Source organism: Bacillus sp. DU-106 (genome assembly GCF_004799705.1).
In the GTDB taxonomy this organism is placed as follows: domain Bacteria; phylum Bacillota; class Bacilli; order Bacillales; family Bacillaceae_G; genus Bacillus_A; species Bacillus_A cereus.
In genome coordinates, this window is record NZ_CP026607.1 from 5,270,865 (window position 1) to 5,296,568 (window position 25,704).

Below are 25,704 nucleotides of genomic sequence, written 5' to 3' on the forward strand. Positions count from 1 at the left end.
TTGTTTTACGTTAAACAATTTTACTTTGAACATAATCCTGTTTGTCTGAGAACGCGTATAGAAACGGAGGGATAGCAAAAATAAATAGCTTATAACAAATACTTTTAATATTCCATTTGTTCATGTGGAATAAGTCCCCAATGGACAAATGAATGTTCAGAGGAGGAAAAATGAAAAAAATTTTCAATGTATGTTTAATTGTATTCGTACTATTTTCGCAACTTGCTAGTTTTCCATACAATCAAGTAAAAGCGGAAACCTTAACAGGAGATTCCTTATTTGACACTGTTGAAATGAAAGATGCAACGAATCATATTATTGACGAAGCAAAAAATCCTAACAATTTAATAAAGATAGGATCAATCATTCAAGTAGAATACGCTTGGTCAATAAAGGATCAACAAGCTGCACACGCAAATGATACAGCAATAGTTCAAATACCACTTGCATTAAAAGTATCTAAAGATTTGCAAGGAGATTTAGTAACAGATCAAAAAAATATTGGTCAATATTTTATAACAGCTAAAGATAATAAATTAAAATTAATATTTAATAATCAAGTAGAAAATTTGAAAGACGCTAAAGGAAAAATTAAAGTTGATACCGTGTTTAACTCAACTTTAAAAACTGGAGAAAAATCAGTTCAAATCGCTTTTCCTTTAGGAACAATGGTTCAGCCTATATCAGTTCCTGTTCAAGTAGAAAACTCTAAAGAAGATAGCACCAAACAGGATACTAATAAACAAGCGCAAGATCCAGTAGCTAAACCTGTTACTGACAATCCGGAGCAAGATCCAGCAACTAAACCTGTTACTGATAATCCGGAACAAAACCCAACAACTAAAACTGTTACTGATAATCCAGAACAAAACCCAACAACTAAAACTGTTACCGATAATCCGGAACAAAACCCAGCAGCTAAAACTGCCACTGATAATCCGGAACAAAACCCAGCAGCTAAAATTGCTACTGACAATCCAGAACAAAAGCTAGCAAGCGACCCTGCTGAGAATACAAATTCAGGTCCAAAGCAAATAACAACAAACATTTTAACCAGTGTAAAGTTGACGGATAAAGACGGAAAACCATTTACAGAGGATAACCGTCCAAGTACAGATTCCCCTGCCAATATTGAGTTTACATGGGAACTTTTAAAATCAATGAATGTGAAAAATGGAGATTACTATATTTTTGATCTTCCTAAACATTTTAAGATTTACAATACAATTAACAGTCCTTTATATGATAGTGAAAACCATCAAATTGGTAATTTTACTGTTACAAAAGATGGAAAAGTCACGATGACATTCAACGATTATGTTGAAGAGCATCCAGATGTTGCTGGTAACCTACAATTAAAGACAGAATTTAATAAAGCTGAAATTAAAGGTACAACAACACAAGAAATTCCTTTCCCGATTAAAGATAAGGATGTTTCTATTACAGTTGACTTTAAGCCTAATGTACAAACAGCTACGAATAAAAAGGGTTTACCTGATAGACCAATTAATACAAATGAAATTAATTGGAAAGTAGAGATGAACAAAACGAAAGAACCCCTTAAAAACGCTGTTTTTAAAGATAACATTCCACAAGGTACAAGCTTAAATAAAGATTCTATTAAAGTTTATTATTTAGAAGTTGATGTTAATGGGAATGTAACGCGTGGTGCAGAAGCTGAGCCAACAGATTACAATATTATTTCATCAGATGGCTCAAAATTGGAGATTGCTTTCAAAGATTCTATCAATAAAGCATATCAAATCGAATATGCCACAAAAATTACTGATGAAAATATTAAAAGTTTCCGAAATAACGTTACGATAACGAGTGATAATCAAAAGCAACAAAACGCAAGTTCTACTGTAACGGTTTCTCGTGGTACACACTTAAATAAAACAAGTAAATATGATCCAAAGACGCAAACAATTGAGTGGACAATTACTTACAATGGTGATCAAAGAGAGATCAAAAAAGCTGATGCGATTTTAAAAGATATTTTTGACGATACACACGAACTAGATGCAAATTCTATTGTTGTAAAAAACGCTTCATATAATGAAAAAGGAACGCTTGTAACAGGAGACGCTGTTAATAATTACACTGTAAATAACAAGAAGAATGGATTCGATTTACAGTTTAATGATGATATTAATAGTGCTTATGTGATTACCTATAAAACCAAGCCAACTAATAAAGTTATAGAAGATGGAAAAGTAAAAAATAAAGTTACAGCTGATAATGATTCAAGTAAAGAAAATGAAGCTAGCTTCAAGCAGCAAAATATTATTAAATCTAATAATAAAGCTGAAACAAATTATAAAGACAAAACAACAACTTGGACAATTATAGTAAATAATAACAACTACCCATTAAGCAACGCGATTATTACGGACACCTTTGATCATGGTGGATTACAATTAAAAGATAAGAAACTAGAAATTAAAGACGGAAATTATACCCTTCAAGCTGGGACTGACTATGTTTTAGATGTAACAGATAAAGGCTTCAAAATTACTCTTATAGGTACGTATCAGTCTAATATGACAAAGACATTAGTCGTAAAATATACGACAGACTTTGATTATACAAAGCTAGAAAGTGGTAAAACTTCATTTAAAAATACAGGTAACCTTTCTTGGATAGATACGGATTCTAATCCACAATCAAATAAAGTTGAAGCTAATTTCGATCCTGATACTTTCACAAAGGCAAATGGTTATAAATACGGTTCTTATAACGCCCAAACGAAGGAAATTACTTGGATAATAGGCTTTAACTATAATAATGTTGAGATTAAAGATCCTTATGTTATAGACGTAATACAAGATAAACAAAAATTAGTGCCTGGATCCATTGAAGTGCGCGATATGATTCTAAATGGAAATCCTGATAATGCACAACCTGGTAATGCTGTACCAACTGAGAAATATGAACTTGAAGAACCTACAGAGAAAAATAAAAACACCCTAAAGGTTCATTTCAAACAATCAATTAATTCACCTTACTATATTATCTTTAAAACCAGCCTTGATGGTGAACTTATCCAAGGCACCTACAAAAACGAGGCAGATTTAAAAGATGGCTCTAAAATCGTAAACACCCTTACAGGTGACACTCAAATAAATAAAGGTGGCAGCTTCGTTACTAAAAAAGCTGTGCAAGACGACAACTATATTAATTGGAGTATCGCAATTAACGAAAGCCAATCAACCATTGCAGATGCCGTTGTAACAGATGATCCAACCGAAAATCAGGTAATTGTGGAAGATTCATTCCACTTATATCCTACAACTGTTGATCCATATGGAAATTTAACAAAAGATACAGTAAACGAATTAAAAGAAGGAACAGACTATAAACTCAAAATAACAACAGACAATAATACCGGAAAGCAACATTTCGAAATTGCCTTCTTGAAAAAAATTGATCGAGCTTATATTTTAGAATATCGCTCACTTATTAATGCAGACGATAAAGAAAAAGTAAGTAATAAAGCGAAAATCACAGGCAATAAGTTGACAGTTAAAAACACAGAAACTACTGAAACGATTGAAGTGAGAATGTCTTCTGGTTCAGGCGGAGGATCTGCTACTAAAGGCCGTGGAAACCTTGAAATTATAAAGGTAGATAACGACAATAAGAACGCACTATTAGCTGGGGCAGAATTTACTTTATACGATCGTACAGGTAAAACTGTTATACGTAAAATTACAACAGACAAAGACGGTATCGCTAAATTTAATAATTTAAAACGCGATAAATATTTATTAAAAGAAACAAAGGCTCCTGAAGGCTATGTAATTAGCTGGGATTTAAAACAAGGGAAAATTGTTGAACTTGGTACACAAGAGACTACAACATATAAACTTGCAAATAAGAAGTTTGTCGGTAAAGTAGTTTTAACAAAGTCTGATGACCTGAATAAAAACGTCACACTGCAAGGTGCCGTTTTCACACTACTTGATAAAGACAAAAAAATAATTTCAGAACACGAAAAATTAACAACAAATAATCAAGGACAAATTACTGTAGATAATTTAAAACCAGGAACTTACTACTTACAAGAAACAACTGCTCCTGAGCATTATAAATTAGACAGTACACCTATACAATTCACAATCAAAGAAGATCAAACAACAGTAATAAACCGAACTGCAACAAACAGTTTGATTCCAGGATCGGCCATTTTAACAAAATTCGATAAAGCTGGAAAAACTTTAGCAGGTGCGGAGTTCAGTGTACGCGATCGATATAACAAAGTAATTCGTGGATATGAAAAATTAACGACAAATGATCAAGGACAAATCGAAGCAAAAGATTTACGCCCTGGAGACTATCAATTTGTCGAAGAAAAAGCACCTAAAGATTACGACATAGATAAAAAACCAATTGAGTTTACAATTATAAAAAGTCAAAAGAAAGCACTTACTGTTACAGCGACAAATCACCTCATTAAAGGTGGTGTCACTTTAACGAAAGTCGATGATGTCGATGGCACTGCCCTTGAAGGTGCTGTATTTAAAATTGTCGATGCGAATGACGAGAAACAAGTAATTCGTGAAAATATAAAAACAGGTTCAGATGGAAAAGTTACCGTTAAAGATTTAGAGCCTGGTGCTTATAAATTTATCGAAACAGAAGCTCCTAAGGATTATACGTTAAGTACAAACCCTATCGAGTTTACAATTGATAAAAGCCAACAAGCTCTTGCTACTGTTACGGCAAATAACAGCTTAAAAACGGGCGAGGTTGAATTATTAAAAGTTGATGAGTTTGGTGAGAAAAAACCACTAGAAGGTGCTGTATTCAAACTTGTCGATACAAATAATAATAACGTTTCCCCTCACACTAACTTAACTACTGATAAACATGGTAAAGTTAAAGTTAGTAACCTACGTCCTGGTACGTATAAATTTATTGAAATAGCTGCTCCTGAACATTACGTTTTACGAGCAGAACCTATTGAATTTACAATCGATAGAAGTCAGAAAGAAACTCTACTTGTGAAAGCTGAAAATGCTTTAAAACCAGGAGATGTTGAATTAACAAAAGTTGATGATATCGATGGTACAGCTCTTGAAGGTGCTGTATTTAAAATTGTTGATGCAAATGATGAAAAGAAAGTTATTCGCAAAAATGTAAAAACTGGTGCAGATGGTAAAGCTATCGCTACTGGCTTACGCCCTGGCGATTATAAATTTATCGAAGTAACAGCACCGAAGTATTACGACAAAAATACAAAACCAATTAAATTTACGATTACAGAAAGTCAAACAACTCAGGCTACTGTTACCGCTAAAAACAGCTTAACAAAAGGCGGTATTGAGTTAACAAAAGTGAATGCTGCAGATGAAAAAGAAACACTTGAAGGTGCAGTATTTAAAATCGTTAATAGAGATACTAATGAAGATGTTCGTACGGACCTTGTTACGAATAGTAAAGGAATGCTAGTTGTAGATGACTTACGTCCTGGTAACTATAAGCTTATCGAAACAAAGGCTCCAACTTATTACGATGTAAATGTAGAACCAATTGAATTTACAATCGAAAAAGGACAACAAAAACTCCTTCCACTTACATTTAAAAATAGTTTAACGAAAGGAAAAGTTAAACTTATTAAAGAAGATGATGTGGAAAGTAGTAAAGCTCTTGCCGGCGCTGTATTCACATTGCAAGATGCAACTGGCAAAGAAATTATGAAAGATTTAACAACAGATGATTACGGAGTATTAGTTATTCCTGATTTAGCACCAGGGGATTATCAATTTATCGAAACAAAAGCCCCTGAACATTATAAATTAGACAAAACACCTATTAAGTTCACAATTAAAAGAGGTAGTAAGGAAGATCTTCCTATCCCTGTTACTGTAAAAAACAGTTTACTTACAGGTGGCGTCACTTTAACAAAAGTTGATGATGTTGATGGCACTATTCTTGAAGGTGCAGAATTTATAATCGTTGACGCTCATGATACTAAAAAGGTAATTCGCAAAGGTTTAACGACTGATAAAAACGGTAAAATTTCTGCTTCTGATTTACGTCCTGGAGACTATCAATTTATTGAAGTAAAAGCTCCAAAAGACTATACCTTAAGCAAAGACCCTATTCCATTCACTATCGAAAAAAGTCAAAAAGAGAATATTACTGTTACTGCTACTAACAGTTTAAAGAAAGGTGCAGTAACATTAACAAAAATTGACGACATCGATCGTACGATGCTCGAAGGTGCAATCTTTAAGATTGTTGATATGAATGGTAAGGAAGTTCATACGAATCTTGTTACAGATAAAAACGGTAAAATTTCTGTTTCTGATTTACGCCCTGGAGACTATCAGTTCATTGAAACAAAAGCTCCTGAGCACTATGTATTAGATGAAACAACGATTCCATTTACAATTGAAAGAAGTCAAACGAAAGAGATCAATGTTACAGGCAAAAATGCTTTGAAAAACGGTAGCGTTGAACTAACAAAGATTGACGATATTGATATAAATACAAAACTTGCTAACGCCGTATTTAATTTATTAGATGCAGACGGAGAGCTAGTTAAAGAAGGCTTAAAAACAAATGATGAAGGTAAAATTGTTGTTGAAAACCTACGTCCTGGTACGTATCAATTCGTTGAAACAATTGCTCCTGAACATTACGATTTAGATAAAAATCCTATCGTATTTACAATTAAAAAGAGCCAAACTGAAACTCTTCATGTCACTGCTACAAATGCTTTAACAAAGGGTGCAGTTAAACTTGCTAAAGTTGATGATGTTGATGGCACTGTTCTTAAAGATGCAGTATTTAAAATTGTTAATATGAATGGTGATGTAGTTCATAAAGACCTTGTTACAAATGAACAAGGAATAATCGAAATTAACGACCTACGTCCTGGTGATTACCAATTTATCGAAACGAAAGCTCCGAAGCATTACGTTTTAGATGAAACACCAATCAAATTCACTATTGAAAAAGGACAGAAGAAAGCTATTTCTTTAACTGCTACAAATAGCTTAAAACAAGGTAGTATCGAATTACTTAAAGTTGATGATTTAAACACTCAAACAAAACTTGCCGATGCGGTATTTAATTTACTAGATCAAGATGGCAAAGTACTTAAAACAGATTTAAAAACAAACAGCGAAGGTAAAATCGTTATCGAAAACTTACGTCCTGGTACGTATCAATTCGTTGAAATAACGGCTCCTGAACACTATGATTTAGACAAAAAACCAATTATATTTACAATTGAAAAAAGCCAAAAAGATATTGCTACCGTTACTATGAAAAATAGTTTAACAAAAGGCGGCGTGGAACTTTCTAAAGTGGATGACGTCGATGGCACTACTCTTGAAGGCGCAGTATTTAAAATTGTGGATATGAATGGTACTGTAATTCGCAAAAATCTTGTTACGAATCAACAAGGTAAAATTAGCGTTTCTGACCTACGTCCTGGTGATTATCAATTCATCGAGACAACGGCTCCGAAACACTACGATTTAAACAAAGAGCCGATTCCATTCACAATTACAAAGAGCCAAGCTGATCCTATCTCCGTTACAGCTACAAATAGCTTAACGAAAGGCGCTGTGGAACTTTCTAAAGTGGATGATGTAGAGGGTACTGCTCTTAAAGATGCGGTATTTAAAATTACTAATCTGAATGGTAACGACATTCGTACTGAGCTTACAACAGATGTACACGGAAAAATTTCTGTTTCTGATTTACGTCCTGGGGACTATCAGTTTGTTGAAACGAAAGCTCCTGAACACTATAAATTAGATAGTACACCTATTAAGTTTACAATTAAGAAAAGCCAAAAAGAAAAGCTCCAAGTTACTGCTACAAATAGCTTAACTGAGGGTGCTGTAGAATTAGTAAAAGTGGATGATATAAATCCAGATACAAAACTTTCTGATGCAGTGTTTAACATCATCGATGCGAAAGGTAAAATTGTTCGCACTGATTTAACTACTGATAAAGATGGTAAGATTACTGCTACGAACTTACGCCCAGGAGACTATCAATTCATTGAAACGAAAGCTCCGAAAGATTACGATTTAAATAAAACACCTATTAGCTTCACTATCGAAAGAAGTCAACTAACTCACACTTCTGTTACTGCTAAGAATGGCCTAACAAAAGGTGGCGTGGAATTAACGAAAGTTGACTCTATAGATAAGAAAGAAATGCTAGAAGGTGCGGTATTTAAAATTACTGATCTGAACGGTAACGACATTCGTACGAATTTAGTTACCAATAAAGACGGAAAAATCATCGCTAAAGACTTACAACCAGGAGACTATCAATTTATTGAAACAAAAGCTCCTAAACATTATGACTTAAATGAAGAACCAATTAAGTTCACAATCGAAAGAAGTCAAACAAAGCATGTCTTCGTTACAGCTATTAATAGCTTAACGGAAGGTAGTGTTGAGTTAATTAAAGTTGATGATGCCAAGCAAAACACAACACTTGAAGGTGCAGTATTTAAAATTGTTAATAAGGATGGACACGATGTTCGTACCGATTTAACTACTGATAAAAACGGCCGTTTAGTTGTGGATGAATTACCGCCAGGAGACTATGAGTTTATCGAAACGAAAGCTCCTGAACACTATGACTTAAACAAAACACCTATTAAGTTCACAGTTAAAAAAGGACAAGAAAAAATCGCCTCTGTTACTGCTACTAACAGCTTAACTAAAGGCGCAGTTGAATTAACTAAAGTTGATGACATCGATGGTACTACTCTTGAAGGAGCAATCTTTAAAATTGTAGATATGGACGGCAAGGATGTTCGTTCTGATTTAACTACTGATAAAGATGGGAAGATTTCTGTTTCTGATTTACGTCCGGGAGATTATCAGTTCATTGAAACGAAAGCTCCAACTGGCTATGATTTAAACATTAAACCAATTCCTTTCACAATTACGAAAGGACAATCTCAGATTACCTCTGTTACAGCTTTAAATAGTTTAACAACAGGTTCAATTGAGTTAACTAAAGTTGATATTGATCACCATGGAACACTTGAAGGTGCCATTTTCAATATTTTAGACCAAGATGGAAAAATCATCCGAGAAGGTTTAAAAACAGACCAACACGGAAAAGTAATCGTAAATGATTTGAAACCTGGTAATTATCAATTAGTAGAAACACAGGCTCCTAAAGGCTATCAATTAGATGCATCACCAATAAACTTTACAATTGATAAAGCCCAAGCTACACCACTACAAATTACAGTTTCAAATAAAAAGATTGAATCTTCGTCAGGTGGAGATGACAAGCCAGTTACTCCTCCAAATAAAGAAGAGAACAAAGGCAATGAAACATCTGAGAAACACGAAAACGGAACTTCCGAAGAAACATCGAATAAAACAGATAACAAACAGCAAGATGATCGAAATACGGATAAACACCTTCCAAATACAGGTCATAAAGAAGACCCTACACAAACAGTAGGTATCCTTCTTCTACTAGCTGGATTATTAAGTATTTTGGCTACAAAACGCAAAAAAAATTATTAATAATTTTTTCACATCCAATCAATCTCTCAATTGATTGGATGTTTTTTTATACAAAAAGGACGATACATAAAGTATCGTCCTTTTAACGGGGTGAGGCTGCCCAAAAGTACGGAAAACCTTTGAACAGCCTCTTATTTTCATATGGATGCCTTACATATATCACTGATAATAATTATGAAATGCGGAAACATAATTACCATCAACTGATTCAAACATGAGAAATGAAACCCTACAGTGGTTCCATTTCTCTACATAATCTAAAGTTTGGGTACACTAGATTCATGCAATGTAGGAGCTTTCAGAGTAGAAAGCGAACCTTCGTTTAAAATGATAGCATACATATCTTCCTCAAAAATATGCAAATATGCATATATTGTTTTTATTTCTCAATGTCAGAATATTGAAAAACAAAAGACTCGAAGGTAAAATAAAGTCATTATCCGTCTTCTTTTGTCAGTCACAGAGAATAGAAGAATAGGAGAGGAAAAAATGAGAAAATCATTGAAACAAAAAATAGTAAGCTCTTTGCTTGCTGTATCACTCGCTGTTAGCTTAGCTCCAATTGGGCAAGCAAAAGCGGATTCCACGTCAGAGGTTACACAAACTCCATCTATTACAAAACAGATTGATCCAAACCGCGCGATTGAACATGTTCGTTTCTTATCTGAAACAATTGGTCCTCGCCCCGGTGGAACAAAATCCGAAGAATGGGCTTCTCGTTACATTGGTATGCAGCTTAAATCAATGGGCTATGACGTAGAATATCAACCATTTCAGGTGCCCGATCAATACGTTGGATTCATTGAATCACCACTATCAACAAAACGTAATTGGCAAGCTGGTGCTGCTCCTAATGCACTCATTTCTACAGAAGCTGTTACAGCTCCCCTTATCTTTGTTCAAGGTGGGACAAAATTAGAAGATATTCCAAATGAAGTAAACGGTAAAATTGTTTTATTTGAAAGAGGAACGACAGTTACAGACTATAATAAGCAAGTTGAAAATGCTGTTAGCAAAGGTGCAAAAGGTGTTCTTTTATACAGTTTAATTGGCGGACGCGGAAATTATGGACAAACCTTCAATCCCCGCCTAACGAAAAAGCAGTCTATCCCTGTCTTTGGTCTTGCTTATGCGCAAGGAAATGCATTTAAAGAAGAAATCGCTAAAAAAGGGACAACAATTCTTTCCCTAAAAGCGAGACATGAATCTAAATTAACATCTCTAAATGTTATCGCCAAAAAGAAACCAAAAAAGAGTACAGGTAATGAGAAAGCAGTCGTTGTAAGCTCGCACTATGATAGTGTTGTCGGAGCACCTGGCGCAAATGATAATGCTTCTGGAACTGGATTAGTATTAGAACTAGCTCGTGCTTTTCAAAATGTAGAAACTGATAAAGAAATTCGCTTTATTACCTTTGGTTCTGAAGAAACTGGATTACTTGGTTCGGATTATTACGTGAATAGTCTATCCCAGAAAGAACGCGACCGTATTTTAGGTGTCTTTAACGCCGACATGGTTGCAACAAATTATGATAAAGCAAAGAATTTATACGCTATGACACCTGATGGCTCTACAAACTTTGTAACAGACGCTGCCTTGCAAGCAGGTAAACAACTAAATAATGACCTCGTCCTACAAGGTAAATTCGGTTCTAGTGATCATGTTCCATTTGCTGAAGCTGGTATTCCTGCTGCTCTATTCATTTGGATGGGTGTCGATAGTTGGAATCCATTAATCTATCATATTGAGAAGGTATACCATACACCTCAAGATAACGTATTAGAAAACATTTCACCTGAACGAATGAGAATGGCATTAGACGTTATCGGAACAGGAGTTTATAACTCGCTTCAAAAACCTGTTCCTCAAACTGAACAGAAAGCTGCTTAATCATTTAAAAGACCACTGATTTTATCAGTGGTCTTTTATTGAGAAAAAATATATATGCATAAAAGCATATTTTATCCTACCCATTATCGTATACAATATTAACTGTAACAACACCGATTACAACTAATAAGGAGGCTTTTTCTATTATGAAAAAAATGATTTTAGCAGGTGCATTAACTTTAGCAGGAATTACTGGAGCTACTGCGTTTATTCCTGAAACAAAAGTCGCTGCTGCCGCTCAAGAACAAAGCTTTACAAAATTTTATTCTTTGCAAACTGGAGGTAGTTCTGAACAAGAACCTATTTTCCTTCAAAAAGGACAAGAACTAACAATTCATCCTAACAGCAAAACTCCTAGTTACAGTGTTTATGACTCAAATCATAACCTAATTGGACGTTATTCTGATGGTTACGGCCGAATTTTCACTGCAAAAACAGATGGAAATATGTATGTTCAATTTCATGCACCTTACGTTTACTATAGTCCTGTTAGTTTTTCTGTTACTTATACTATTCAATAAAAAAGAGGTCCTTTATAGGGCCCCTTTTATTTCTCTTGCCAATTCACTTTTACGAATCCATCTTTCACTTTTAATCCACTTATATTCAATACATACTCTTCATTTGCTTTTAAAGTAACTGTAAAACTACCTTTTTTCGATTCACAGATTTCCTTTAACTCTTTTATACCTTCTCCTCGTCTTTCATACACGCTAAAGCATAAGTTCCCTCGTTTTGCATCTGTCTCATAAGAAAATGTCACTTCTGTGTCCTTCTCATACTGAAGTTCAATATCTTTACCGGCAATATCCCATGATGAGAATTTCGCCTCGTAACTTGTCTCCCCTTGCTTCTCATTTTCTAAATATATATCTCCTGCTTTCCACGCGTCATTTAACGTTTGTGCAAAAGCAAAACCACTAAGTAATACAAACATTGTACTTGCCAATATCGCAACTAATGTTACTTTCTGTTTTTTAACAAAGTTCATCTTATATTCTCCTTCAACTTTCTTTTTACTTCTTCTTACCATATATAACAAAAAACCGATAAAAAATGGAAATATAACCGATAAGACACTCCATCCTTTACTCATTTGATGTGCTTTAGCATCTGTATATACCCATGATGCAACACATATTAAAAGTGCTATAAAAGCTAAAAACATCGTCACTCCAGCTACTTCAAATAGTACAAACGGATTAGCGAACTCATTCATGTAATTTATACTCCTTCTTTAAAAATGACTGTATTACAACATATATCGGAATGTATACATGCATCATAATCACAATGGCTATTAACATAGGAATTTTATAATCCAAATGAGTGACAAATTGTTCTATAACAATTGTTAGCAAAACAATCCAAATGGTGTGAATACAAATCATCCATTTCCTCTCTAACTTCTGAGCCTTTCGCACGCCCTGCTTCGTGTTATTTATTAGCTCTTCGCTTGGAGTTATCTCTTCTGCTAAACTGCTCTTTATTTTCTGTTCAAATTTATCTTCCTTCATGAACGAACCCCTCCAAATGTTCTCGCATTTTCTTTTTCCCATAATTAAGCCGATACTTTACCGTACCAATCGGTGTATTTAATATTTCGCTCATTTCTTTATAAGAGTATTGTTCATAATAGTAGAGTACGAGCACGGTTTTATATTTTTCATTCAATAGCTGTATAAATTCCCGTATCATTTCCGCTTCCACTTTTTGAATAAATTCTTCTGATATATTCACATCATCTGCGAAATCTATTTCTCCACCATCCTCTTTATGAAACAAATCCAATATTTGATCTTTCCACCTTTTTTTCTTACGATAAAAATCATAAAACGTACGAACACAAATTGTAGTAATTCATTTTTTATAATTCTCCACGTAAGAAAGTTGGTGCCGCGATGAAAAAACTTTTATCCATGTCTCTTGAAAAATATCTTCCGCGTCTTCTTTCGTCTTTGCTAACTTATAGCATAAGGAATATATTTGCTTCTTATATATATCAATTAATTCTTCTACCTTTTCTTCCATCATAAGCCTCCTGTCATTTATATAAGACGACGCAAATTCCCTTTTTGTTTGATAAAATTTTATTTTTTTATTATCTCCACATAAAAAGGCAATCACAACATCGTGTGATTGCCTTTTATTTAAAAACGAAAGTCCGCTTCCGCTTTTCTTTATGTCCAGCTCTGCCTCCTAGCCCCTTCTGTCTAAGAACCTTCCCCACTAGAAGATAAAATGCATCTTCTGTGGGAAAGAACCTTAGCCTTCGGGACTAAACAGTCGGCTCCGCTTTTCTTTATTGTCTAGCTCCAACGGCTAGAATACTCGGTGGCTTCGCGCCTTCCTCCGAGGTAAAGTACGCCTCTCTGTCAGGAGCTCCATCCCCCTCCTATTCTAAACGAGCCGCTTCCGCTTTTCTTAATTACATTTTTTCTGGTGCAGATACTCCTACGATTGCTAATGCATTTTGAAGTGTAGTGCGTACTGCTTTCATTAACTCGTAACGAGCTTTACTTAATTCTAAATTATCTTGGTTTAATACTTTTTCTGCATTGTAGAAGCTGTGTAATGTTGCTGCTAATTCAAATGCATAGTTTGTAATACGGTGTGGTAGACGTTTTTGTGCTGCATCCGCAACTACCGCTGGGAATTCACCAAGTTTTTTCAGTAACTCTACTTCTTTTTCAGAAGTAACAAGTTTGTAGTTAACGTCTCCGCCTGTAGCTAATCCTAATTCTTCACCTTGGCGAAGGATGCTGCATACGCGAGCGTGAGCGTATTGTGCATAGTATACTGGGTTTTCATTAGATTTTGATACAGCTAAGTCCATATCGAAGTCTAAATGAGAGTCACCGCTACGCATTGCGAAGAAGTAACGCATTGCGTCCACGCCTACTTCTTCCATAAGCTCACGAAGTGTAACTGCTTTACCCGTACGCTTACTCATCTTCATTTTTTCACCATTTTGGTATAGTTGTACCATTTGGATGATTTCTACTTCAAGCGTGTCTTTATCGTAACCAAGTGCTTGAATAGCAGCTTTCATACGTGGAATATAACCGTGATGGTCAGCACCCCAAATGTTAATTAACTTATCGAAACCACGCTCTAATTTATCACGATGATACGCGATATCTGGCGTTAAGTATGTGTAAGAACCGTCATTTTTAATTAATACACGGTTTTTATCGTCACCGTAAGTCATTGAACGGAACCAAGTTGCACCGTCTTCTTCAAAAATCTCGTCGCGCTCTTTTAATACAGCAAGTGCTTGATCAATTTTCCCGTTTTTGTATAATGATGTTTCTGAGAACCATACATCAAATTTAACGCGGAAGCTTTCTAAGTCTTTTTGAAGTTTTGCTAATTCATATTTTAAACCGTACTCACGGTAGAATTCATAGCTTTCTTTTTCATCAGCTTTCGCATAACGATCACCGAATTCTTCTGCTAAACGTTTACCAATTCCAATGATATCCGCACCATGGTATCCGTCTTCTGGCATTTCTTTTTCTAAGCCTAAAGCTTGCATGTAACGAGCTTCAACAGAAAGAGCTAAGTTATGAATTTGGTTACCAGCGTCATTAATGTAGTACTCACGAGATACATCGTATCCTGCTTTTGCTAATAGGTTACATAAAGTGTCACCTACTGCCGCACCGCGTGCATGTCCTAAGTGAAGGTCACCTGTTGGATTCGCAGATACGAACTCAACTTGTACTTTTTCACCTTTACCAGTATTCGTTTCACCGTAAGCTTCACCAGCGTTTACGATTGTTGGAATTAAATCTGTTAAGTAGCTATTATCCATATAGAAGTTAATAAAACCAGGACCAGCGATTTCGATTTTTTCAATAGAAGCTTTTGCTTTATCGAAGTTTGCAACTAGTTCTTCTGCAATCATACGAGGTGCTTTTTTCGCAACGCGTGCAAGTTGCATTGCCATATTTGTAGAGAAGTCACCATTTGTTTTATCTTTTGGAGATTCTAATACAACGTTTGGAATTTGTTCTTCTGTCGTTAATTCTGCCTTTAATACAGCAGCCTGAATTTCTTCTTTAATCAATCCTTTTACCTGTTCTAAGGAATTCATTATTTTGCCTCCTTCAAATTAATTGTAATAGTATATCTGCCAGCTTCTTGTTCACTTAGAAGCAATGCGTACGTTAAGAAGAGTTGTCCTTTTTTCTTTTCATCCGACCATTTAAAAAGAACGTTATCAGTCTTTGTTTGCAATGCAAACGTACCAAGTTCACTCGTATACGTACCAGTTGTCCATTCACCTTTCACATGCGTCTGACGCATAGAAACAGCACCTGAACGCATAATGAGAACTTGTTCATCTTGAATTTTAATAATTGTTTTCACTTCGCCTTGTTCGTTCGGCTCCTGGAATGTTACATATGTACCTTGACCTTTTACATAGTATTGACCATTTGCTTCAAAAGCAACGGTTTCCTTCCTCGCCCCTTCACGGATTTCTGTTACGAAATGAACGTGTACCGGCAAGCCTGCAAGTTGTTTCTCCACGTCTTGCACACCTTTCAAATGTTATAGATATTAAATACTACTTATAATAAATCACTTTTCCTATCATATCAAAAAAAGACTCTGTCTGTCTGCTGAAAAATCAGGAAAACTCCATTTCAAAAAATAATTCACTTCTACTTTATTTCATATGATAAAATATTTTTTAAATCTAAATATTCTTTCAATTAAAGAGGTGAATGTAGTGATACCAACAAAGTTAAAAAAGGGTGCTGAAATACGAGTGATTTCACCATCGTGTAGTTTAAGTATTGTTTCAAATGAAAATAGAAAACTTGCTATAAAAAGATTAACTGACATGGGCTTTCAAGTTACATTCTCAAAATATGCTGATGAGATAGATCGATTTGCTTCCTCCTCTATTTCTTCCCGCATTCAAGACCTCCATGAAGCATTTCGAGACTCTAATGTAAAAGCTATTTTGACTACACTTGGCGGATACAACTCAAATGGTTTATTGAAACATCTCGATTATGATTTAATTCGTGAAAACCCGAAATTTTTCTGTGGTTATTCTGATATTACTGCCTTAAATAATGCAATTTACGCAAAAACAGGGCTTGTTACATATTCAGGACCCCATTTCTCTTCGTTTGGAATGGAGAAAGGGCTCGGGTATACAACCGATTACTTTTTAAAGTGCTTAACTTCTAATGAGCCTATTGAAGTCCTTCCATCTGAAACATGGAGCGATGATTCTTGGTATATAGATCAGGAAAATCGAGAATTTATTAAAAATGAAGGATATGTTTCAATTCAAGAAGGAGAAGCTACGGGAGATATTATCGGTGGCAATATGAGCACATTTAACTTACTGCAAGGTACACCATATATGCCAAATTTAAAGGAGAAAATTTTATTTATTGAAGAAGATAGTTTAACTGGAACATCTACTCTTAAAACTTTTGATCGTTATTTACATTCCCTTATGCAGCAGCAAGGTTTTGAATACATAAAGGGAATCGTTATAGGAAAGATGCAAAAAGGTGCAGAATGTACGATAGAAGACATTCAAGAAATGATTGGTTCAAAACCTGAACTTGCACATATCCCTATCATTGCAAACGCAAGTTTCGGGCATACAACCCCGATTTTCACTTTTCCAATTGGTGGACATGCAAAAATTATTTCTCACAAAGAGAAGACATCTATCACTATTTTAACGTACTAAAAAAGGAGCGAATGAGTCGCTCCTTTTATGGTTTTTCTATTTTTTCCAACGCTTTTTGCGGAATGGATTCTTTCGGGATTTCAGCCCATCCTTTTCCTTGCATACCTTTTGCATAAATTTTTATAAACGCCCCCGTATGCAATTCACGGTTCATCATTCTTTTAATAACCTGTAACTTTCCATCTTCTGTATACCCTTTAAAAGTATACAAGTATTCTCCGTCTTTTTTCTCACCTTTATCTATAACCGCATAATAATCTTGTATTTCTTTATTTGAAAAGAAGTTGTCTACAAAAGCATGTACACCTTCTGTTTTTGTGTTCAAATAATACGCTGTTCCACCTAGAATAATGGCGAATACAGCTAAAACTTTAATTACCAATTTCATACATGAACCTCCTGTTTGCACTTCTTTCTCGCTAGTATTATATCTATACTTGTATTATACGGAAAAGAGCATACTATACTCTATCTAAAAGTCTTACACTTTCCTTACATTATTGTAAGGGATTTTTTCTTACAACCAGTTCCCAAGAAAAAATTTTTCCGTTTCATACACTTTTATATTATTATTGAATGATACGAATTTTTATTACAAAAATCAAAGGAGACAGTTTTCAAATGGCTATCTTGCAAGGTTTAGCACTATTACTTGTTGTACTTTGTCTATTTACACTTTTCAGTTACCGTGCGCCTTACGGAATGAAGGCGATGGGCGCTTTAGCTAATGCAGCAATTGCAAGTTTTCTTATTGAAGCATTTCACCGTTATATAGGTGGAGAAATGTTTCATAATGACTTTTTACAATCAGTAGGAGAAGCTTCCGGTAGTATGAGCGGTGTCGCAGCAGCGATTTTAGTCGCATTAGCAATCGGTGTTTCCCCCGTATATGCTGTTTTAATTGGTATCGCTACTAGTGGATTTGGTATTTTACCAGGATTTTTCGCTGGATACGTTTGTGCCTTCGTCGTGAAATTTCTCGAAAAGAAATTACCAGCTGGTGTGGAATTTTTAGCAATCCTATTTATCGCTGCACCAATCTCACGCGGAATGGCAATGCTTATGGATCCGCTCGTTAACGCCACACTTGGTAAAATCGGTTCTATGATTTCAGTTGCAACTACAGAAAGTCCTATCATTATGGGTATTATGCTTGGTGGATTAATAACAGTTATTTCTACCTCTCCACTGAGTTCTATGGCACTAACTGCAATGCTTGGATTAACAGGTTTACCAATGGCAATTGGTAGTCTGGCTGTAGCAGCTTCAGCCCCAATGAACTTTATTTTCTTTAAACGCTTAAAAATTTGTTCAAAGAAAGATACAATTGCTGTAGCAATCGAGCCTTTAACACAAGCCGATGTTGTTTCAGCAAATCCGATTCCAATTTATGCGACAAACTTCGTTGGCGGTGCACTTGCTGGTATTATTACCTCTCTGTTCCAGCTCGTTAATAATGCACCAGGAACAGCATCACCAATCCCAGGACTTCTTGTCTTATTCGGATTTAATGACGTTGTAAAAGTAACAATTGCTGCTATATTATGTGGGATCGTTACCACTATTGTCGGATACATCGGATCTATTGTGTTCCGTAAATATCCGATCCGCTCTGCTGATGAAATTCGCGGAGTTACTTCGGAAGAGAAGGTTGCATAAGAAAAAGAGCTATTCCCATCGTTTAGGAATAGCTCTTTTTTGTGTTGCGTAACAGTAAATGAAATTATATCGGCGGTTTTTTTAATATATCGACTTACCGACACATAACGAAAAAATAAGAGCCCTCTAATCATATAGAGGGCTTTTATTTTATCTAGCTGCAGTGGCTAGAATGATCGGTGGCTTCACTTTTATTTCACCCAACCGAGCAGCATTTCCCGCACGAATTTGCTTGCTGCGACTGGTGTTTGATCACTATGGTCGTAGACTGGAGCTACTTCTACCAAGTCTGCTCCAACTACATTTATATTTGAATTTGCAATTGCTACGATGGAATCTAATAATTCTTTAGATGTGATACCGCCAGCTTCTAACGTTCCTGTTCCTGGAGCGTGAGCTGGGTCTAATACATCAATGTCGATTGTGACATAGACTGGGCGGCCAGCAAGTTTCGGTAATACTTCTTTTAACGGTTCTAATACGTCAAATTTGTATAAGTTCATACCTACTTCTTTCGCCCATTCAAATTCTTCCTTCATTCCAGAACGAATTCCGAAAGAATATACGTTTTCCGGACCAATTAAATCACACACTTTACGAATTGGTGTAGAGTGGGATAAAGGCTCCCCTTCATACGATTCACGTAAATCAGTATGAGCATCCATGTGGATGATTGCTAAATCCGGATATTTTTTTGCCATTGCCTTAAAAATTGGCCAAGACACTAGGTGCTCACCGCCGAGACCTAGTGGAAACTTATCGGCATCTAAAAGTTTTGATACATACTCTTCAATCATGTCTAAGCTGCGTTGTGCGTTTCCGAATGGTAATGGGATATCACCCGCATCAAAATATTTTACCTCTTCTAGTTCACGATCTAAATACGGGCTATATTCTTCAAGACCGATTGATACTTCACGAATACGTGCAGGGCCAAAACGAGATCCCGGACGGTAACTTACTGTCCAATCCATAGGCATCCCATAAATAACTACCTTTGACTCTTCAAAACTTGGATGACTTTTAATAAATACTTTACCTGAATAAGCTTCATCAAAACGCATATTCTTTTCCTCCTTATGTGGAACTTAAGGTATCCCAACCTTTCACTATTTCTCAAATTTGGAGCGAATTGCTCCTCTTTCTCGATTTACCGGGTCTTCTTTTTAACAACAAGAAGACGATTTTCTCTACAGAAGTGTAAGTAGCTAGCATGTTCAAGTCTTCTGGACAAACACCTTAAATGAGCTACTTACACTTTATTTGTTTGATACAATTCTCTTACTTAATTAAATCGCCAACAAATTTCGGTAATGCGAATGCTGCATTGTGTAATTCTTTTGTGTAGTATTTCGTTTCGATTTCGTGGAAACGCTCTTCACTTACTTCTAATGGATCATGTTTTTTAGATCCAATTGTGAACGTCCAAAGACCACTTGGGTAAGTTGGAATGTTTGCTGTGTATAAACGAGTGATTGGGAAGATCTCTTTTACGTCTTTAAACACAGTTGTAATTAACTCTGGTGTGAACCAAGGGTTGTCCGTTTGTGCAACGAAAATACCATCTTCTTTTAACGCTTTTGAAATTCCAGCGTAGAAGCCTTTTGTAAATAGGTTTACTGCTGGTCCTACTGGCTCAGTAGAATCTACCATAATTACATCGTATTCATTTTCGCTTTCTGCGATATGTAGGAAACCGTCTCCTACTTTTACTTCTACACGCTCATTATCTAATGCGCCTGCAATTGATGGTAAGTATTGTTTAGAGTACTCAATTACTTTTCCATCGATTTCAACAAGAGTTGCTTTCTTTACACTTGGGTGTTTTAACACTTCACGAATAACACCACCATCACCGCCACCAACAACTAATACGTTTTCAGGGTTTGGATGTGTAAATAAAGGTACGTGCGCTACCATTTCGTGATAAACGAACTCGTCCTTTTCTGTTGTCATAACCATGCCATCTAAAATAAGCATGTTTCCGAACTCTTCCGTTTCAACCATATCAAGTTTTTGGAATTCTGTTTGCTCCGTATGTAATGTGCGGTTAATACGCGCCGTAATCCCAAAATGTTTTGTTTGTTTTTCAGTGAACCATAGTTCCATCGTACAATCACGCCTTTCAATGCAAATTTATAATAGGGACATCATTAATGTCCCCTAACAAAAATAAAACAAAACATCCAAAATGTATAGTTAAAAGTACAAAAATACCGAAAATATATTTTAGTCAGAGGGTTCTAACATATGTGCGGAAAGGGTTTGCACCGTAAAAGGAAAGAAAACCCTTTCTTAAGAAAGGGCTTTTGTCTCTATTTCTACTGGTTTACGAATTGGAATTAGGATCATAATACAACCAACTAACACCACAATTCCACCTACTAAAAACGGACTTTGTGGTGAAACAGTATGACCGATAATTCCTGATAAAATCGGAGCAATCGCACCACCTAACCAACGAACAAAGTTATAAACACCTGACGTAACAGATCTTTCATAAGGTGAAATATCCATTACATAACTTGTGTATAATGCATTGTTTAAGCCAGACGCCAATCCTGATAAAACGATAAGAGTAATTTGTAACCACATAATTTTCACAAAGAATAGTGCAATTAAGAAAATCGCAAATACGAGTAAACTACCCTTCAATAATGTTATTGGTTCATATTTCCCTTCTAGCTTATGTGCTAAAATTGCAGAACCGTAAGCTAACGCGAGTCCCCATCCGCAAAATACAAAGCCTAATTGAATAGCTGATAAATGCATAATAAGTGGTGAATATGCTAACACGACAAAAAATCCGTAGTAGTATAGCATCCCTGAAATGGCACCTTGCATAAATGGTTTATACTTCACCAGGTTAAGTAATTCCCCTACGCCAGCAGCCTTACGCTTCACTTTTCGTTCTGGTTCTTTTACAAAAAAGAATACTAAAATAAATGCTAAGAAAATTAAAATACTCGTCGCGAAAAACGGATAACGCCAAGAATGACCACCTAATATCCCGCCTAATAACGGTCCGCCAGCCATACCTAAGCCGATAGCTGCTTCGTATAATCCTACTGCTTCATGAACTTCTTTACTTAATGCAATCAATAAAGTCATCGCCGTCGCGAAGAACATCGCATTCCCTAATCCCCATCCAGCGCGGAAAAGAGATAATTGAGCAATCGTTTGTGACATACCACATATAAACGCAAATACAGTCACAATCGCAAGACCGATTGTCATCATCCGTTTATCACCAAATCTCGATGCAAATATACCAGCTGGTAACATCATAATTGCCATCGTTAAAATATAAGCGGTAAATAACATTTCAACTTGCCAATGCGATGCACCAATTTTCTCTGCAATAATCGGCAAAATTGGGTCGACTACTCCTATACCCGAAAAGGCAAGGAAGGTAGCCACCACTGTAATCAATCTCCCTAGTTTTTGTTTGCTCTCCATTTTGATTACTCTCCTTTTGTGCTCTCTAAAAATGTTACTGCACGATGTAAACTATCTTCTAGTTCTGCCTTTACACGTTGCATTTGCTCCATTTTTTCGTCTAACGTTTGCACTTGTTTTTCAAGCATATCTTTAATTTCTTGAATCACTTCACGATCACGAGGATTTTCGCTATTTCTTCTTTGCTCCATTCTTTCTTTTAGTGATAAGAAATGCTGCATTTCTTGAAGTGTGATTCCTAGCACTTCTTTCGCTTCTACAATTCTTTTAATTCTGGCAATATCCTCATCCGTATACAGACGGATATTTCCCTCACTACGTTCTGGGGGATGAATTAAACCAATTTCCTCATAATAACGAAGTGTACGTTTTGTTAAACCGACTTGCTTTGTTACTTCATCAATTTTATACATGTTTATTCCTCCCTTCACTTGATTATTACATTTTACGTTAACGTTAACTTTTCTGCAACTGTTAGACTTTTGTAAATGTTTGTCATATTCAATTGTATTTTCCCTAAAGCAGTTTCATAATAAAAGAAAAGAGATAATAAGGAGAATTTCACATGAGTAAACCACTTATTTTCGCTCACCGCGGAGTAAAAGGAACACATCCCGAAAATACGATGATTGCCTTCCAAGAAGCAGAACGCATTGGTGCTCACGGAATTGAACTCGATGTCCACTTATCAAAAGATGGTGAACTTGTCGTAATTCACGATGAAACCGTCGATCGTACAACAAATGGCGTTGGACTTGTTTCTGAAAAAACGGTAGAGGAACTACAATTATTGGACGCTGGTAGCTATAAAGACCCTTCTTTCCATGAAGCAAAAATCCCAACGTTGCGTGAGGTTTTCATTTGGCTTTCCACAACGAACTTACAACTAAATATTGAATTAAAGACAGATGTTATTCATTACCCAAATATTGAGGAAAAAGCTGTTGCACTTGTGCGTGAATATCATCTTTCTAATCAAATTGTATTTTCATCATTTAACCATGACTCTGTTTCATTATTAGCAGAAATTGCTCCTGAAATCCCAAGAGCAATTTTATATGATACACCACTTACTGATCCAATTTCCGAAGCAAAACATAGAGAAGCAAGTGGATTACATCCAAACTTCCAGTTATTAACGAAAGAATTTGTGCAGTTAGCACAAGAGCAAGGATATGTTTTCCGTCCATATACAATTAACGAATACAAAGATTTACAAACTATGATTGATTATGGTGTTGATGTCATCATTACCGATTGGCCAGCACGTGCCTTTGAGCTCCTTTCTTAATGGAAGGAGCTTTTTATTTTCGAAATTTCATTGTTTAAAATAAACGAAAACCCTCAATACTAATACAATAACGCTTGTATTAATGAGGGGCTGAAAAAAGATGGATCAAACTATGAATCCAAAACTTAAAAAATATAAACGTCTTTTCTTCACCGCAATGTTTTCGTGCGTCCTTTTCTTCGTTTTTTCTTTTTTTGTTATTATTATAGTTGCAAAAATTATGGGACCTCCTCCTGTTGCGGTCCCGCAAACAAGCGTCTTTTACGCAAACGATGATACTGTTATTGGACAAAGTAACGAAATTCAAAAACGTTACAATGTCTCTCTTAATGAAATTTCACCTTATGTAAAAGAAGCGACCCTTTCTATTGAAGATCAAAGATTTTATAAACATCACGGCTTCGATGTGAAACGGATTGCAGGTGCAATTGTTGCTGATTTAAAAGCGATGGCAAAGGTACAAGGAGCTAGTACAATTACACAACAATACGCGCGTAATCTGTATTTAGATCATGATAAAACGTGGAAACGAAAATTATTAGAGGCAATGTACACTATCCGCCTTGAAGTAAACTATAATAAAAATCATATTTTAGAAGGATATTTAAATACAATTTATTACGGACATGGCGCTTATGGCATCGAAGCTGCGTCCCGTCTATATTTCGATAAAACGGCAAAAGAGTTAACATTAGCAGAAGCTAGTATGCTGGCAGGTATCCCGAAAGGGCCAAGTGTCTATTCTCCCTTTTTGAAAGAGGATCGCGCTAAAGGACGACAAGCTCTCATATTAGATGAAATGGTGAAGCAAGGATATATTACGAAGCAACAAGCAACCTTAGCGAAGAAAGAGACACTAACTTTTGCCTCATTAGATACGAAAAAAGTAGCAGAGGTCGCACCATATTTCCAAGATGCTGTACAAGCTTCGCTTCTTCGTGATGTTGGATTAGACGAACAAGCTTTACAACGAGGTGGCTTACGAATTTATACAACGCTAGACCCTAAACTACAAGCTGTAGCAGAACAAGCTGTAAAAGATCATATACCTGACACAACAAACATACAAACTGCTCTCGTCTCTATGAATCCAACGACAGGTGAAGTGGCTGCTCTTGTTGGTGGAACTGATTATAATATGAGTCAATTTAACAGGGCTACACAAGCCGTTCGTCAGCCTGGTTCTACATTTAAGCCATTTCTATATTATGCGGCATTAGAACGAGGATTCACGCCTGCTACGCGCTTAAAAAGCGAATATACTGTATTCACCCTAGGTGACGGCGTTTCAAAGTATAAACCGAAGAACTATAAAGATTATTATGCAGATGATTTCGTAACGATGGCACAAGCTCTCGCAGTCTCTGATAACATTTATGCTGTGAAAACGAATTTGTTTTTAGGAGATGACACGCTAGCAAAAACAGCGAAACAATTTGGAATTAAAAGTGCATTAAAAGATGTGCCTTCTCTAGCTCTCGGTACATCACCAGTAAAACCAATTGAAATGGTTAACGCTTATAGCATGTTCGCAAACGGTGGAAAAGAAGTAAAACCTACTTTCATTCGCCGCATTATGGATCATGAAGGAAATATATTATACGATGCTCATTTAGAGAGTAAACAAGTTCTCGACAAGAGCAAAGCGTTTGTAATGGAAGAAATGATGACTGGTATGTTTAATAAGAAACTAAGCAGTTATGCTGCTGTAACTGGCCAATCGATGTTATCAAAATTATCAAGAACATATGCCGGCAAATCTGGTTCTACTGAAACGGATAGTTGGATGATCGGATTTACTCCGCAAATCGTAACAGGTGTATGGGTCGGATATGATCAACCTAAATCTATTTCAAACGTAGCAGAACAGGGGTATGCGAAGAAAATATGGACTGATACGATGGAGAAGGGCTTAGATGGACAGCCTAAAAAAGAATTTAAACAACCAAGTGACGTCGTAGCGGTTAATATCAATCCAGAGAACGGTAAAATTGCTACAAAAAATTGTCCTATTTCTGTGAAAATGTATTTCGCTAAAGGTACCGAACCGACTGAATATTGTATGGATCACGTCGATGATAAAGAAGAATTTGAAAAAACAACTGAAGAAAAGAAAAAAACAAGTTGGTGGAAAAAATATCTTCCTTGGTAAAAAA

16 protein-coding genes and 1 pseudogene are annotated in these 25,704 nt (G+C 35.8%); 7 read left to right on the top strand and 10 right to left on the bottom strand.

Features of this window, described 5'->3' with window-relative positions; translation table 11 throughout:
- Positions 1 to 170: 170 nt before the first annotated feature.
- From C3Y97_RS27000 to C3Y97_RS27010, 3 genes are all read left to right on the top strand, one after another.
- On the top strand, positions 171 to 9,524 hold the full coding sequence (locus C3Y97_RS27000; protein ID WP_136363717.1) for a SpaA isopeptide-forming pilin-related protein: 9,354 nt from the start codon (positions 171 to 173) through the stop codon (positions 9,522 to 9,524).
- 489 nt (positions 9,525 to 10,013) lie between these two features.
- The gene (locus C3Y97_RS27005) at positions 10,014 to 11,414 is read left to right on the top strand and encodes a M28 family metallopeptidase (protein ID WP_001232218.1); all 1,401 of its coding nucleotides are present in this window, start codon (positions 10,014 to 10,016) and stop codon (positions 11,412 to 11,414) included.
- Between the two features lie 146 nt (positions 11,415 to 11,560).
- On the top strand, positions 11,561 to 11,935 hold the full coding sequence (locus C3Y97_RS27010) for a hypothetical protein (protein ID WP_000738221.1): 375 nt from the start codon (positions 11,561 to 11,563) through the stop codon (positions 11,933 to 11,935).
- A gap of 26 nt (positions 11,936 to 11,961) precedes the next feature.
- Here C3Y97_RS27010 and C3Y97_RS27015 read toward each other — a convergent pair whose 3' ends face one another.
- From C3Y97_RS27015 to C3Y97_RS27040, 5 genes and pseudogenes are all read right to left on the bottom strand, one after another.
- The gene (locus C3Y97_RS27015; protein WP_136363718.1) at positions 11,962 to 12,633 is read right to left on the bottom strand and encodes an anti-sigma factor; all 672 of its coding nucleotides are present in this window, start codon (positions 12,631 to 12,633) and stop codon (positions 11,962 to 11,964) included.
- Positions 12,626 to 12,931 carry an ECF-type sigma factor negative effector gene (locus C3Y97_RS27020; protein ID WP_000656684.1) on the bottom strand — a complete coding sequence of 102 codons (306 nt, stop codon included), beginning with the start codon at positions 12,929 to 12,931 and terminating at the stop codon, positions 12,626 to 12,628. Before C3Y97_RS27020 ends, C3Y97_RS27015 begins: the two co-directional genes overlap by 8 nt.
- Positions 12,918 to 13,445, bottom strand: a pseudogene (locus C3Y97_RS27025) (RNA polymerase sigma factor). Before C3Y97_RS27025 ends, C3Y97_RS27020 begins: the two are co-directional and overlap by 14 nt.
- 397 nt (positions 13,446 to 13,842) lie before the next feature.
- Entirely contained in the window at positions 13,843 to 15,513 is a 1,671-nt protein-coding gene (gene argS, locus C3Y97_RS27035) for an arginine--tRNA ligase (protein ID WP_136363720.1), read from the bottom strand.
- On the bottom strand, positions 15,513 to 15,950 hold the full coding sequence (locus C3Y97_RS27040; RefSeq protein ID WP_000414867.1) for a YwiB family protein: 438 nt from the start codon (positions 15,948 to 15,950) through the stop codon (positions 15,513 to 15,515). Before C3Y97_RS27040 ends, argS begins: the two co-directional genes overlap by 1 nt.
- Positions 15,951 to 16,152: 202 nt before the next feature.
- Between C3Y97_RS27040 and C3Y97_RS27045 the strand changes: the two genes are divergently transcribed.
- Positions 16,153 to 17,139 (top strand): S66 family peptidase, encoded by a 987-nt coding sequence (locus C3Y97_RS27045; RefSeq protein WP_000613226.1) that lies wholly within the window; start codon positions 16,153 to 16,155, stop codon positions 17,137 to 17,139.
- A gap of 25 nt (positions 17,140 to 17,164) precedes the next feature.
- Here the strand turns inward: C3Y97_RS27045 and C3Y97_RS27050 are convergent, their stop codons facing one another.
- Positions 17,165 to 17,527 carry a YxeA family protein gene (locus C3Y97_RS27050; RefSeq protein ID WP_000779921.1) on the bottom strand — a complete coding sequence of 121 codons (363 nt, stop codon included), beginning with the start codon at positions 17,525 to 17,527 and terminating at the stop codon, positions 17,165 to 17,167.
- Positions 17,528 to 17,760: 233 nt separating this feature from the next.
- On the opposite strand from C3Y97_RS27050, the gene C3Y97_RS27055 reads away from it, so the two are divergent.
- On the top strand, positions 17,761 to 18,798 hold the full coding sequence (locus C3Y97_RS27055) for a PTS sugar transporter subunit IIC (RefSeq protein ID WP_000996319.1): 1,038 nt from the start codon (positions 17,761 to 17,763) through the stop codon (positions 18,796 to 18,798).
- 191 nt (positions 18,799 to 18,989) lie between these two features.
- Here the strand turns inward: C3Y97_RS27055 and speB are convergent, their stop codons facing one another.
- The 4 genes from speB to C3Y97_RS27075 all read right to left on the bottom strand — a co-directional run bounded on the left by speB (position 18,990) and on the right by C3Y97_RS27075 (position 22,670).
- Entirely contained in the window at positions 18,990 to 19,862 is an 873-nt protein-coding gene (speB, locus tag C3Y97_RS27060) for an agmatinase (RefSeq protein ID WP_001209831.1), read from the bottom strand.
- Between the two features lie 217 nt (positions 19,863 to 20,079).
- The gene (speE, locus tag C3Y97_RS27065; protein ID WP_000424696.1) at positions 20,080 to 20,907 is read right to left on the bottom strand and encodes a polyamine aminopropyltransferase; all 828 of its coding nucleotides are present in this window, start codon (positions 20,905 to 20,907) and stop codon (positions 20,080 to 20,082) included.
- A gap of 186 nt (positions 20,908 to 21,093) precedes the next feature.
- A complete protein-coding gene (locus tag C3Y97_RS27070) occupies positions 21,094 to 22,257 on the bottom strand; it encodes an MFS transporter (RefSeq protein ID WP_136363721.1) in 1,164 nt (387 codons plus the stop codon).
- A gap of 5 nt (positions 22,258 to 22,262) precedes the next feature.
- Entirely contained in the window at positions 22,263 to 22,670 is a 408-nt protein-coding gene (locus tag C3Y97_RS27075; RefSeq protein WP_000276560.1) for a MerR family transcriptional regulator, read from the bottom strand.
- Between the two features lie 152 nt (positions 22,671 to 22,822).
- On the opposite strand from C3Y97_RS27075, the gene C3Y97_RS27080 reads away from it, so the two are divergent.
- Both C3Y97_RS27080 and C3Y97_RS27085 read left to right on the top strand, forming a co-directional pair.
- The gene (locus C3Y97_RS27080) at positions 22,823 to 23,548 is read left to right on the top strand and encodes a glycerophosphodiester phosphodiesterase (protein ID WP_000042779.1); all 726 of its coding nucleotides are present in this window, start codon (positions 22,823 to 22,825) and stop codon (positions 23,546 to 23,548) included.
- A gap of 100 nt (positions 23,549 to 23,648) precedes the next feature.
- A complete protein-coding gene (locus tag C3Y97_RS27085; protein ID WP_000372958.1) occupies positions 23,649 to 25,700 on the top strand; it encodes a transglycosylase domain-containing protein in 2,052 nt (683 codons plus the stop codon).
- Positions 25,701 to 25,704: the final 4 nt, after the last annotated feature.